This is a genomic window from Halomonas sp. Y3, assembly GCF_024137965.1.
In the GTDB taxonomy this organism is placed as follows: Bacteria; Pseudomonadota; Gammaproteobacteria; order Pseudomonadales; family Halomonadaceae; genus Halomonas; species Halomonas mongoliensis.
On the sequence record NZ_CP099975.1, the window covers coordinates 3,590,024 to 3,602,541 of the forward strand.

The 12,518-nt window shown below is 69.8% G+C and carries 14 protein-coding genes; 4 read left to right on the plus strand and 10 right to left on the minus strand.

Going from position 1 to position 12,518, the window contains the following annotated elements:
- Positions 1 to 29: 29 nt before the first annotated feature.
- Positions 30 to 938, plus strand: coding sequence for an acetylglutamate kinase (argB, locus tag NHL60_RS16995; RefSeq protein WP_253446178.1), 909 nt, complete (start codon positions 30 to 32; stop codon positions 936 to 938).
- Between the two features lie 77 nt (positions 939 to 1,015).
- A complete protein-coding gene (gene slmA, locus NHL60_RS17000) occupies positions 1,016 to 1,627 on the plus strand; it encodes a nucleoid occlusion factor SlmA (RefSeq protein WP_253446181.1) in 612 nt (203 codons plus the stop codon).
- 354 nt (positions 1,628 to 1,981) lie between these two features.
- On the opposite strand, the gene rpoH is transcribed toward slmA, so the two are convergent.
- From rpoH to ftsY, 4 genes are all read right to left on the minus strand, one after another.
- Positions 1,982 to 2,848 carry an RNA polymerase sigma factor RpoH gene (gene rpoH / locus NHL60_RS17005; RefSeq protein WP_253446183.1) on the minus strand — a complete coding sequence of 289 codons (867 nt, stop codon included), beginning with the start codon at positions 2,846 to 2,848 and terminating at the stop codon, positions 1,982 to 1,984.
- 153 nt (positions 2,849 to 3,001) lie between these two features.
- Positions 3,002 to 3,976: a permease-like cell division protein FtsX gene (ftsX, locus tag NHL60_RS17010; protein ID WP_253446185.1), complete on the minus strand. Its 975-nt coding sequence runs from the start codon at positions 3,974 to 3,976 to the stop codon at positions 3,002 to 3,004.
- Positions 3,973 to 4,641: a cell division ATP-binding protein FtsE gene (ftsE, locus tag NHL60_RS17015; protein WP_253446186.1), complete on the minus strand. Its 669-nt coding sequence runs from the start codon at positions 4,639 to 4,641 to the stop codon at positions 3,973 to 3,975. The genes ftsX and ftsE overlap by 4 nt, the downstream gene beginning before the upstream one ends.
- Positions 4,638 to 6,089, minus strand: coding sequence for a signal recognition particle-docking protein FtsY (ftsY, locus tag NHL60_RS17020; RefSeq protein WP_253446189.1), 1,452 nt, complete (start codon positions 6,087 to 6,089; stop codon positions 4,638 to 4,640). The genes ftsE and ftsY overlap by 4 nt, the downstream gene beginning before the upstream one ends.
- A gap of 90 nt (positions 6,090 to 6,179) precedes the next feature.
- Here ftsY and rsmD point away from each other — a divergent pair, with 90 nt between their 5' ends.
- Entirely contained in the window at positions 6,180 to 6,842 is a 663-nt protein-coding gene (gene rsmD / locus NHL60_RS17025; RefSeq protein ID WP_253446192.1) for a 16S rRNA (guanine(966)-N(2))-methyltransferase RsmD, read from the plus strand.
- Between the two features lie 133 nt (positions 6,843 to 6,975).
- Positions 6,976 to 7,170, plus strand: coding sequence for a cell division protein ZapB (locus NHL60_RS17030; RefSeq protein ID WP_253446195.1), 195 nt, complete (start codon positions 6,976 to 6,978; stop codon positions 7,168 to 7,170).
- 6 nt (positions 7,171 to 7,176) lie between these two features.
- On the opposite strand, the gene NHL60_RS17035 is transcribed toward NHL60_RS17030, so the two are convergent.
- The 6 genes from NHL60_RS17035 to lysS form a co-directional block, all read right to left on the minus strand.
- The gene (locus NHL60_RS17035; RefSeq protein ID WP_253446198.1) at positions 7,177 to 7,743 is read right to left on the minus strand and encodes a GNAT family N-acetyltransferase; all 567 of its coding nucleotides are present in this window, start codon (positions 7,741 to 7,743) and stop codon (positions 7,177 to 7,179) included.
- The gene (locus NHL60_RS17040) at positions 7,733 to 8,542 is read right to left on the minus strand and encodes a hypothetical protein (protein WP_253446201.1); all 810 of its coding nucleotides are present in this window, start codon (positions 8,540 to 8,542) and stop codon (positions 7,733 to 7,735) included. The genes NHL60_RS17035 and NHL60_RS17040 overlap by 11 nt, the downstream gene beginning before the upstream one ends.
- Positions 8,539 to 8,850 carry a BolA family transcriptional regulator gene (locus NHL60_RS17045; protein ID WP_253446205.1) on the minus strand — a complete coding sequence of 104 codons (312 nt, stop codon included), beginning with the start codon at positions 8,848 to 8,850 and terminating at the stop codon, positions 8,539 to 8,541. The genes NHL60_RS17040 and NHL60_RS17045 overlap by 4 nt, the downstream gene beginning before the upstream one ends.
- Positions 8,851 to 8,916: 66 nt before the next feature.
- Complete coding sequence (locus NHL60_RS17050; protein ID WP_253446209.1) at positions 8,917 to 10,341, minus strand: MFS transporter; 1,425 nt, start codon at positions 10,339 to 10,341, stop codon at positions 8,917 to 8,919.
- 74 nt (positions 10,342 to 10,415) lie between these two features.
- Positions 10,416 to 10,802, minus strand: a complete 387-nt coding sequence (locus NHL60_RS17055) for a hypothetical protein (RefSeq protein ID WP_253446212.1) — start codon at positions 10,800 to 10,802, stop codon at positions 10,416 to 10,418.
- Positions 10,803 to 10,876: 74 nt separating this feature from the next.
- Positions 10,877 to 12,418: a lysine--tRNA ligase gene (gene lysS / locus NHL60_RS17060; RefSeq protein WP_253446215.1), complete on the minus strand. Its 1,542-nt coding sequence runs from the start codon at positions 12,416 to 12,418 to the stop codon at positions 10,877 to 10,879.
- Between the last annotated feature and the right edge of the window lie 100 nt (positions 12,419 to 12,518).

Sequence of the window (12,518 nt, forward strand, 5' to 3'; positions counted from 1 at the left end):
AGCTGGACAGAACACAAGGAAGGATGGACATGACCGAACAGACCCGCGACCCCCGCCTGGTGGTAGAGGTACTCTCCGAGGCGCTGCCCTATATCCAGCGCTTCACCGGCAAGACCGTGGTGGTGAAGTACGGCGGCAACGCCATGACCGAGGACACCCTGATCGACTCCTTCGCGCGCAACATCGTGCTGATGAAGGAGGTAGGCATCAACCCGGTGGTGGTGCACGGCGGCGGCCCGCAGATCGGCGACCTGCTCAAGAAGCTCAACATCGAGTCGCGCTTCGTCAACGGCATGCGGGTGACCGACGCCGAGACCATGGACGTGGTGGAGATGGTGCTGGGCGGCCTGGTCAACAAGGGCATCGTCAACCTGATCAACCAGTGCGGCGGCAAGGCGATCGGCCTCACCGGCAAGGACGGCAGCCAGATCCGCGCCCGCCAGCTCAAGGTGGAGCACCAGACCCCGGAGATGACCGTTCCCGAGATCATCGACATCGGCCACGTGGGCGAGGTGGAGCATATCTCCACCGACCTGATCGAGATGCTCGCCGAGCGCGACTTCATTCCGGTGATCGCCCCCATCGGCGTGGATGCCGAGGGCCACAGCTACAACATCAACGCCGACCTGGTGGCCGGCAAGGTGGCCGAGGCCCTCTGTGCCGAGAAGCTGATGCTGCTGACCAACGTGGCCGGCCTGATGAACGCCGAGGGCGAGGTGCTGACCGGGCTGACCACCGCCCAGGTGGACGAGCTCATCGCCGACGGCACCATCCACGGCGGCATGCTGCCCAAGATCCGCTGCGCCCTGGAGGCGGTGAAGGGCGGCGTGAAGAGCGCCCATATCATCGACGGCCGGGTCCCCCACGCCACCCTGCTGGAGATCTTCACCAACGCCGGGGTGGGCACCCTGATCACCGACGCCAGCCAGCAGGGCTGACGCCTCCCGCTGCGGCCTTTGCGTCGCGGCGGGCACCCGACTAGCATGGGTCGACCATTAGAAAAGAAAAGAACACTATGACGCAGGCAACCCCACCCCCCAGCCGTCGCGAGCAGATCCTGCAGGCGCTGGCCCTGATGCTGGAGGAGGACAGCGGCAAGCGCATCACCATCGCCGCCCTGGCGAAGCAGGTCGGCGTCTCCGAGGCCGCCCTCTACCGCCACTTTCCCAGCAAGGCGCGCATGTTCGAGGGGCTCATCGAGTTCATCGAGGAGACGCTCTTCGCGCGGATCACCCGCATCCTGGAGGAGAGCCCCGAGGCGCTGCCCCGCTGCGGGGCGCTGCTCACCCTGCTGCTCGCCTTCGCCGAGAAGAACCCGGGGCTCTCCCGGCTGCTCGACGGCGGCGTTCTCACCGGCGAAACGGCGCGGCTGCGGGTGCGCATCCACCAGCTCTTCGAACGGCTCGAGACCCAGCTCAAGCAGATCCTGCGCGAGGCCGAGCTCCGCGAGGGGCGCCGCCCCAGCCTGCCCGCCCCCGCCGCCGCCAACCTGCTGCTGGCCGCCGCCGAGGGGCGCATCAGCCAGTACGTGAGAAGCGACTTCCAGCGCCGCCCCACCGAGCACTGGGAGGACCAGTGGGCGCTGCTCTCGACGCAGCTGCTCAGGGAGGCGCCGCAGACGGCGTAGCCGGAACCGGATTGCAGAAACGTCGCAGGCGCCCGATCTATCGGCGATAAACGCCAGAGCCCCGCCGGACTCTCATCCGACGGGGCTCTTCGCTTCCAGATCGCGCAGAATCTGCGCTCCTACAGCAGGGCGACAGAACGCCGTGGGGGGCGACAGAACGCCGTGAGGGAAGGTCGGCAGAAGGCCGTGGGAGCCCGATTTATCGGCGATTTGGCGGCGCCACCCACGGTGGCTGGCACCGCGGGAGGCCTGCGGCCTCCATCGCGCAGAATCTGCGCTCCTACAGGAGGTCGGCAGAACGCCGTGGGGGGCGACAGAACGCCGTAGGAGCCCGATTTATCGGCGATGGAGGCCTTACGCCACCAGGGCGTCACCGATCTGCTGGCGGATCTTCTTCATGGCGTTCTTCTCGAGCTGGCGGATGCGCTCGGCGGAGACGCCGTAGACGTCGGCCAGCTCATGCAGGGTCGCCTTCTCCTCGGCCAGCCAGCGGCGCTGGAGAATGTCTCGGGAGCGCTCGTCCAGGGCCGCCATGGCCAGCTGCAGGCGGCGGGTGGCATCATCTTCCCAGTCACTCTCCTCGAGCTGGGTGGCCGGGTCGGCGGAGGCGTCATCGAGGAAGTGCACCGGCGCCTGCCAGCTGCTCTCCTCGTCCTCGTTCGGCGCCGCGTCGAAGCCGGCGTCATGGGCGGAGAGGCGGCCTTCCATCTCGCGCACCACCTCGGGCTTGACGTCGAGATCCTTGGCGATGGCGTCGACCTCGTCGCTGTTCAGCCAGGCGAGGCGCTTCTTGGCGCTGCGCAGGTTGAAGAAGAGCTTGCGCTGGGCCTTGGTGGTGGCGACCTTGACGATGCGCCAGTTGCGCAGCACGAACTCGTGGATCTCGGCCTTGATCCAGTGCACGGCGAAGGAGACCAGGCGCACCCCCTGGTTGGGGTCGAAGCGCTTGACCGCCTTCATCAGGCCGATATTGCCCTCCTGGATCAGGTCCGCCTGGGGCAGGCCGTAGCCGGAGTAGCTGCGAGCGATATGCACGACGAAACGCAGGTGCGACAGGACCAGGCGGCGAGCCGCCTCCAGGTCGCCCTCGTCGTGCAGGCGATAGGCCAGCTCGCTCTCCTCCTCGGCGGTCAGCATCGGGATGCTGCCCACCGCCTGAAGGTACCCGTTGAGGTCGTGCCCCGGGGAGAGTTGGCCCACCGGAAGAAGACTGGTGCTCATGTGCAGGATGTCTCCTCGTTAGCCCAGGAATCCATTGGCATACGCTTGCCTATGATGCCAGAAACCGGAAAAAGTTCCATGAAATCACGGGATAGCCCGTGAATCCCATGCGGACGGCGGTCTGCTCGCAGGCCCTGCTCTCGCCTCGTGCCGCTAACGCGGCTTGACCTGGGCGAGGTGGCGGCTGACGGCGATCCAGGCGCCCAACCAGCCAAGCAGTATACTACAGCCTACCAGGGTCACGGAACCGACCGCCCCAAGCTGGGGCAGGCTGAAGCTCGCCCCGTAGCTGGCCGCCAGGGCCGCGACCGGCGCGGCCAGCCACTCGCTGCCAAGCGTCAGCAGCCCCCAGGCCATGAGGCCGCCGCCCAGCCCGTACCAGGCCCCGCTGTAGAGGAAGGGGCGGCGCACGAAGGCGTGGGTGGCCCCGATCAGGGTCACCACCTCGATCTCCCGCCGGCGGTTCTCCACCGCCAGGCGAATGGTATTGCCCACCACCAGCAGCACCCCGCCACCGAACAGCACCCCCAGCGCCAGGGCGACCCGCCGCCCCAGCTCAGCCAGGTGGCGCAGCCGCTCGATCCAGGCCAGGTCCAGGCGCACCTCATCGACCCCCGTCACCGACTCGAGCTCGGCGGCCAGGGCACGCACCGCCGCAGGCGCCGGGTCCGCGGGGCTCACCACCACGCTTGCCGGCAGCGGATTCTCCTCCAGTCGCCCCAGAGCATCGGCCAGCCCCAGGGAGTGCTGGAACTCCGCCATGCCCTCGGCGGCGGTGATCAGCCGGGTGCGCGCCACCCCCTCCCGGGCAGCCAGCGCCTCCTCGATGCGCGCGGCCTGGGCCTCGTCCACCCGATGCTCCAGGTAGACGGTCAGGGTCGCGCTCTCGGTCAGCTCGCTGTCGAGCAGCCGGGCACTGTCCAGGGTCAGCCAGAGCGCCGCCGGCAGCACCAGGGCGATGGCGATGGCCAGCATGGTGACCAGGCTGTCGAAGGGGGCGCGCAGCAGGCGCCAGCTGCTGTCCAGGGCCATGGCCCGATGGTGGCGCAGCCAGCCGCGAAAGCGGCTGGAGGAGCGGGTACGGTGGGTGCGGGCCCCGCGGGGCGGCGCCTCGGGACGGCGACTCATGCGGCCTCCTGATCGGCCACCAGGCGCCCGTCGCGCAGGCGCAGGATGCGGTGGCGCAGCCGGGCGATCAGCGCCAGGTCGTGGCTGGCGATCATCACCGTGGTGCCGATGCGGTTGAAGTCCTCGAAGAGCCCCATGATGTCGGCGGAGAGCTGGGGGTCGAGGTTGCCGGTGGGCTCGTCGGCCAGCAGCAGAGCCGGCTTGTTGACCACCGCCCGGGCGATGCCCACCCGCTGCTGCTCGCCGCCGGAGAGCTCGATGGGCAACGCCTTCTCCCGATAGAGCAGCCCCACCTTGTCCAGCGCCGCCCGCACCCGGCGCGCCGCCTCCCGGGGCTCAACGCCCTGGATCTCCAGGGGCAGCGCCACGTTATGGAAGATCGAGCGGTCGTGGAGCAGCTGGTGGTCCTGGAAGACCACGCCGATCTGGCGCCGGTAGAAGGGCACCTGGCTGGGGTGGAGCCGGCCGATATCGTGCCCCGCCACCAGGATACGCCCCCGGCTGGGGCGCTCCAGGCGCATGATCAGCCGCAGCAGGGAGCTCTTGCCGGCACCGGAGTGGCCGGTCAGGAAGACCATCTCGCCGCGGCGCACGCGAAAATCAAGGTTGGCGAGCGCCTCGAAGCGCCCGCCGTAGCGCTTGCCCACGTGCTCGAAGACGATCATTTCTCGGCGTCGTTCCCGTCACGGTCGAAGAGGGCGTCGACGAAGTCGTGAGCCGCGAAGGGGCGCAGGTCGTCCAGGGTCTCACCGACCCCGATGAAACGGATCGGCGTGCCAAGCTGCTTGGCCAGGGCGAAGATGATGCCGCCCTTGGCGGTACCGTCGAGCTTGGTCAGGGTAATCCCGGTGATCGGCACCGCCTCGTTGAAGGTGCTGGCCTGGGAGAGGGCGTTCTGGCCGGTGCCGGCGTCGAGTACCAGCATCACCTCGTGGGGGGCGGTGGCGTCCACCTTGCCCATCACCCGATGGACCTTCTTGAGTTCCTCCATCAGGTGGGCCTTGTTGTGCAGGCGACCGGCGGTATCGGCAATCAGCACATCGACGCCCCGCGCCTTGGCGGCGGCCACGGCGTCGAAGATCACCGAGGCGCTGTCGGCGCCGGTGTGCTGGGCGATCACCGGTACCTGGTTGCGCTCCCCCCATACCTTGAGCTGCTCCACCGCGGCGGCGCGGAAGGTATCGCCGGCGGCCAGCATCACGCTGCGCCCCTCGCGCTGGAAGCGCTGGGTCAGCTTGCCGATGGTAGTGGTCTTGCCCACCCCGTTGACCCCCACCACCAGGATCACGAAGGGGCCCTCCCCCTTGGGCGGCAGGGTCAGGGGCGCGCTCACCGGCTCGAGGAGGTCGGCCAGCTCCTCCTGGAGGGCGCGGTAGAGCGCCTCGCTGTCCTGGAGCTCCTTGCGGGAGACTCGAGCGGCCAGGCGGTCGATGATCTCGGTGGTGGCCTCGATGCCCACGTCCGCCAGCAGCAGCTGGGTCTCGAGGTCCTCCATCAGGTCGTCGTCGATCTGCTTCTTGCCGAGGAAGAGATCCGCCAGGCCGTCGGTCAGATTGGCGCGGGTCTTGCCGAGGCCGGCCTTGATGCGCGCGAACCAGCCCTTCTTCTCCCCGGCCTGGGGCTTCTCCTGCAGCGCGGCGGGAGCGGGAGCGGGAACAGGCGCCGGCTCGGGCTCGGGTTCCGGCTCGGGTTCAGGCTCGGGCTCGGGTTCGGGCTCGGGTTCAGGCTCCGGCTCGGGTTCAGGCTCGGGTTCGGGTTCAGGCTCAGGCTCGGGCTGCGGCTCCGGCTCGGGCTCAGGCTCGGGTTCGGGTTCAGGCTCGGGCTCGGGCTCAGGCTCGGGCTCGGGCTCGGGCTCAGGCTCGGGTTTCGGCTCGGGCTGCGGCTCGGGTTTCGGCTCGGGCTCGGGTTCGAGCTCGGGCTGCGGCTCAGGTTCTGGCTCGGGTGCCGGGGCCGTATCGCGGGCCGCCTCGGGCGCCGGCGGCTCGGAGCGCCCCTCCGGCTCAGCGGTCTCCTCCCCCTCGGCGGATTCAACAGCCTCCTCCTGACGCTCCTGCTCCTGGCGGGTCGCCTCTTGTTCCTGCTGCTTCTTCTTGCGCTTGAAAAAACCGAACATGGACAGAATCAGCCTTGCGAATAAACGAATCGCCACATCCTACCACCGCCCACCATGACTGTGGATAAGCCGCCGGGTACAATCCCCGCCATGACACGACGCCCACCACGCCCCCGCCGCTCCGGCAGGCCCGCCGGCGACGGCCGGCCCGGCAGCAAGAGCGCCGGCCGCCAGAGCCACGGCCGCCGGGACGCCGGCCGCCTGCGGATCATCGGCGGCGACTACCGCCGCCGCCTGCTGCCGGTGCTCGACAGCCCCGGCCTGCGCCCCACCCCGGACCGGGTGCGGGAGACCCTCTTCAACTGGCTGACCGCCGCCCTGCCCGGCGCCCGGGTGCTGGACCTCTTTGCCGGCACCGGGGCGCTGGGCCTGGAGGCGCTCTCCCGGGGCGCCCGGGAGGCCACCTTCGTGGAGCGCGATGCCCGGGTGGCCGCACAGCTTCGCGAGAACCTGGCCACCCTGGGCGCCGACACCCAGGCTCGAGTGGTCGGCGCCGATGCCGCCAGCTTCCTCGCCGGCCCCGCCGCGCCCTGCTCCCTGGTGTTTCTCGACCCCCCCTTCCGCATGGGGCTCGCCGCGCCCTGCTGTGCGGCCCTGGAGGCGGGCTGGCTGGATGAGAACGCCTGGATCTACCTGGAGACCGAGGCGGAGCTCGCCCCCGAGGTGCCGGCCAACTGGCAGCTCCATCGGGAGGTGCGCGCCGGCGACAGCCACGGGCGGCTCTACCGGCGGGCGGCAGCTCAACAACCTTGAGCGTCGCAGCAAGACGATGCTTGCTGAGGCCGAAGCGCGGCGTTACGCTGCTGCCCAGTCATCCACCAAATACAGGCTCGGCCTCGGGGAGCTTTCCAGCAGGCCCCTTCCAGAAGGACATCAGGAGAAGTATATGAGCATCGAACTCTTCAACCGGCTCGAACAGAAGGTCACCAGTGCCGTGGAGGCCCTGGAACTGCTGAAGATGGAAGCCGAGGAACTGCGTGAGGAAAACGCCCGCCTGAAGCAGGAGCGCGAAGAGTGGGAGCGCCGCCTGACCGCCGTGCTCGGCAAGCTCGACGAGATCGAGTCCACCGAAACGGCCTGAGCCGGCTCAGTCGCCGGCGGCGCCCGCCGCCAGCGCCAGCGACATCAGCAGCGCATCTTCTCGCGCGCCAGCCGCCGCCCCGCCCTGTCGGGGCGGCGTCGTTTCCGGCGATTGGCCGGTGCCCGGCAGCGGCGGATAGTAACCGCGACGCCGGCCGTCCTCCTGAAAGCCCCCACGGCGATAGAGGGCGATGGCGGCCGCATTTCCCGCCCGCACCTCCAGCAGCAGCCGCTCGCTGCCCCAGCCCCGGGCCTGATCAACCACCGCCGCCAGCAGCTTCAGGGCAAGCCCCTGGCCGCGCCGGACCTCGCTCACCAAAAGCGCCTGCAGCTCCGCCTCGAAGGGGAGCCGGGCCGCCACCGCATAGCCCACCAGCCCACCCTGCTCCACCGGCGCATTGCGCTCCATCAGGCCGAAGACCGCCGCGGCAGGGTCCGCCAGGGCCGCCCCAAGCGAAGACTCGGAGCCGCCCATGGGCCAGCCCTGGGCCTCCTCCAGCGCCACCAGGGCGGGCAGGTCGGCCTCGGTCAGGCGCACCAGCATCGGCCTCTTCCCGCTCGGACTAGCCTTCATCCGGCGCCTCCTCCGCCGCCTCGCGCCACGCCTCCCCAAGGTCCAGCAGCCGAGGCAGCAGCTCGCGCTTGGCCGCGGCGCTCTCTGCCAGCTCGCCCAGCGCCGGCCCCCGCCAGGCGGGGAGCTCCAGCAGCAGGCAGCGCTCGCCTTCCAGGCCGAGCACCTCGTCCAGCGCCGGCTCGCTGCCGAACAGCAGCAGGCGCTCGGGCGACCAGCCGCGCCGTCGCGTGCCGTCGATAAAGGCTCTGAGGCCCTCCCGGGCCTCCTCTCGGGGCTCATGGACCGCCAGCCCCTCCTGGAGCGGCCAGCGAAAGGGCTGAAACACCGGCAGCGGCGCCGCGATGCCCGCGGCGCGCAGCAGGTTGGCCAGCAGCTTGAGCTCCACGGGCTCGGGGGCCCGCTCGCCGGCCAGGACCAGCAGCCAGCGCCCCTCCAGGCAGGCCACCTGGAAGGCGAAGCGCAGCGCCTCACCGGACGCCTGGGCTTCTGGTGCGGCAGGCTCGGGCGCCACCGCGGTCTTGTCCACCGGCGCCTCGCCCAGCAGGGCGCGGGCCATGCCGGGCCGCGCCTGGCGTGCGGCCCGGGGCGGCTCCGCCTCGGCGGGCGCCGGGGCCGGAGCCTCACGGGCCTCCTCCAGCAGCGCATGCAGCCGCTCGCCCGGCGCTTCCGCGGCGGGCGCTTCGGGCAGCTCCCAGTCGCAGGCCGGGGTCGGGCGCGCATTGGGCAGCGCATAGCGCGCCACCCAAGCGGTCAGGCCCATGGCCTCCAGATACTGCAGCCGCTGAGGCCCGGTGGTCACGACTTGTTGGCGCCCTGACAGTCCGGGGAGTCGGGGCGGCGCTGACCGCTCGCTTCCCACTCGCTCGGGGTGTAGAGATGCAGCGCCAGGGCGTGGACCGGCCCTGAGAGCTCATCGGCCAGCACGGCGTAGATCTGCTGGTGGCGCTTGACGGGCATCAGCCCCTCAAAGCGCGTGGAGACCAGCGTCACCTTGAAATGGGTCTCGGAGTTGGGCGGCACGGCGTGCCGATGGCTCTCGTTCTCCACCGCCAGATAGGCGGGCTCGAGGGCCTGAAGCTTCTCTTCGATGGTGGCCTGTATGCGCATGTCGGCTTCCGGGTGATGAAGTGGAGGATCCATTGTACTCGCTCTGTCGAGCAGGAACGATGCGACTCACTCACGCGCCGCTGCTGCCTCACGCGCCGCTGCCTCCCGGGCATGGCGCTGGGCGGCGCCGGCCATCGGCACCCGGGCCAGGCTGGCACCCAGCGCCAGCAGGGTGAAGAAGGCGCCCAGCCAGAGGGTCGCCTGGATCGGCATGCCGGTGGCCAGGAAGGCGCCCACCAGAGCCACCCCGAACGACTGCCCCACGGTGCGCGAGGTGCTCATCACCCCGGAGGCGTTGGCGCTGCGCTCCCGGGGCACCGTGCCCATCAGCTCACGGTTGTTGGGGGGCTGGAAGAGCCCGAAGCCGACCCCGCACAGCAGCATACGCCACAGCACGTCGACCACCGACGCCTCGGCGCCGAGCCGCGCCAGCAGGGCCAGCCCCAGAAGCAGCAGGCCGAGCCCGGCGCTGGAGAGCAGGCTGGGGTTGAGCCGGTCGGCCAGGCGCCCGGCCCGGGGCCCCACCAGCATGATGGCCAGGGGCCAGGGGGTGAAGAGCCAGGCGGTCTCCAGCGGAGTAAAGCCCATCTCCTGCTGGAACAGGAAGGAGAGCGCCACGAAGGCCAGCCCCTGGCCCACGAAGGCGGTGCCCTGGGCCACCAGCGCCAGGCTGAAGCGCGGCTCCCGGAAGATATCCAGCGGCATCAGCGGATGGGGGGCGCGACGCTGGCGGCCCAGGAAGAGCGTGGCGGCCGCCAGGCTCACCCCCAGCCAGGCCGCCACCTGCCATGCCGGCATGCCGTGGCCGACCCCGTCCATGGCCAGGAAGAAGCCGCACAGCATGGCCACCGAGAAGAGCGCGCCGGCCCAGTCGAAGCCCCCCTCGCGGCGCGCCTCCCGGGGCAGCGCCCGCCAGGCCAGCACCAGGGCCACCGCCCCCAGGGGCAGGTGCAGCGCGAAGAGCCAGGGCCAGTCGGCCACCGAGAGCAGCACCCCGCCGACCGCCGGCCCCGCCGCATAGCCGCCGGCCACCACCAGGGCGGAGAGCCCCAGGGCGCTGCCCAGCAGCCGCGAGGGAAAGACCTGCCGGTAGATGGAGGGGCCGATGGAGAGCATGGCCGCCGCCCCCAGCCCCTGCAGGGCCCGGAAGAGCAGCAGGCTCTCCAGGCTCGCCGAGAGCGCCGCCCCCAGGGAGGCCAGGGTGAAGACGCCGACCCCGGCCACGTAGATGCGTCGGCGGCTGAGCAGCTGGCTCAAGGCGGCAAACACCAGCAGGAAGGCGGCGCAGCTGATCTGGAAGAGGTTGGTGACCCACACCGCCCGGGAGGCGGGCACCTCGAGACTCGCCGCGATGGAGGGCAGCGCGATATTGATCATGGTGGTATCCACCACCGCCATCAGGGTCCCGAGGATCAGCGCCAGCACCGCCAGGCGCCGCTCGGGGCCCGGCAGGCCGTCATCTCCCTCGCGGGTATCGAAGAGTCGGCTCATTCCATGTTCCGTCGGGGTTGAACACGAAGAAACCGGCCGAAGCCGGTTTCCATGGGCCAGCGTTCGGGCTGGGCCTAGTCCTGGTCGACGTCCAGCAGCAGCGAGTCGTCGATCTCGGAGATCTCCAGTGCCGCCTCGTCGTCGAGGTCGATGGCCAGGTAGCTGTGCTCCACCTGCAGAAAGCGCTGGAAGAGCGGCCAGTCGACGGTTTCCGGCCACTGGCGCTCGTCCTCTTCCCAGGCGCGCAGCTCGGTCTCGAGGATCTCGAGATAGCGCTCGCGCACGAAGGCCTCCAGGGCCTCCGGGGTGTCCATCTCCGGGATCAGGTAGACGGTGCTTTCGCGCTCGACGTCGGCCAGCGCCAGGTCGTCGTCACCGAGGGTGGGCTCGAGCCCGTTGATCCAATCCACGAAGTGCTGGGTCGGGCGGACGCTCAGGGCAGAGCGGTTGAGCAGTTTCATGGCGGTCTCCTCGACGTCGAAACGACGACCATTATGGGCGCTGGCCGCGGGGTTTACCAATGCTTCCCGCCCCCTCACTCCACCTCGGGGCGCATGGCCGGGAACAGCAGCACATCGCGGATCGAGGCGCTGTCGGTCAGCAGCATCACCAGGCGGTCGATGCCGATGCCCTCGCCGGCGGTGGGCGGCAGGCCATATTCGAGCGCACGCACATAGTCGGCGTCGTAGTACATCGCCTCGTCGTCGCCGGCCTCCTTCTCCGCCACCTGCTCGCGGAAGCGCTCGGCCTGGTCCTCGGCATCGTTGAGCTCCGAGAAGCCATTGGCGATCTCGCGGCCGCCCACGAAGAACTCGAAGCGCTCGGTGACGAAGGGGTTGGCGTCCTTGCGCCGCGCCAGCGGGCTCACCTCGGTGGGGTACTCGGTCACGAAGGTGGGCTGCTTGAGACGGTGCTCCACGGTCTTCTCGAAGATCTCGATCTGGATCTTGCCCAGGCCCCAGCCATCCTTGACGTCGATGTCCAGGCGCTCGGCGATCTGGCGGGCGGCGGACTCGTCGGCCAGCGCCTCGGCGTGGATATCCGGGTTGTACTCGAGGATCGAGTCGAAGACGGTGATCCGCCTGAGCGGGCTGCCGAAGTCGTACTCGTAGTGCTCGAGCACCTCACCCTCGCTGTTGCGCACGGTGTTGACCACGGTGGTGGTGCCCAGCACCTCCTGGGTGATGCTGCGCAGCATCTCCTCGGTGAGGTCCATCAGGTCGTGGTAGTCCGCGTAGGCCTGATAGAACTCGATCATGGTGAACTCGGGGTTGTGCCGAGTGGAGAGGCCTTCGTTGCGGAAGTTGCGGTTGATCTCGAAGACCTTCTCGAAGCCGCCCACCACCAGGCGCTTGAGGTAGAGCTCCGGCGCGATGCGCAGGAACATGTCGATATCCAGCGCGTTGTGGTGGGTCTTGAAGGGGCGCGCCGTGGCACCGCCGGGGATCGCCTGCAGCATGGGGGTCTCCACCTCCATGTAGCCGCGGGCCTCGAAGAAGCGGCGCATGGCGCTGATCACCCCGGCGCGGGTCTCGAACACCTGGCGGGAGTCCGGATTCATGATCAGGTCCACGTAGCGCTGGCGGTAGCGCGCCTCGAGATCGGTGAGGCCGTGGAACTTGTCGGGCAGCGGGCGCAGGCTCTTGGTGAGCAGCTTCGCCTCCACCATCATCACGTAGAGGTCGCCCTTGCCGGACTTGTGCACCGGACCGCGGGCGGCCACCAGGTCGCCGATATCCCAGCCCTTGATGTCCTCGAGCACCTCGGCGGGCAGGCCCTTCTTGTCGACGTAGAGCTGGATCTGGCCGCTGACGTCCTGGATGACGATGAAGGGGCCGCGCTTGCGCATGATGCGTCCGGCCACGCCGGCCTGGCGGTTCAGCGCCTCCAGCTCCTCCTTCTCCTTGTCGCCCAGCTCCTCGATCAGCTCGGCGGCGTGGCTGTCGCGGCGGAAGTCGTTGGGGAAGGCGCTCTCGCCGCGCTCGGCGGCCTGCTCGCGGCGCGCGGCCAGCTTGGCGCGACGCTCGGCGATCAGGCGGTTCTCATCGTTCTGCGGGGAGGGGCTCTCGTTGGCCATTTCGCTACCTGTTGGAAATCTTTGATAAGGAAACTGGGACACGCTTGCCGCTATAGCCGCGCGAGCCTGGTGGGAGGCCGGCTCTGCCGGGCGAAAGGAG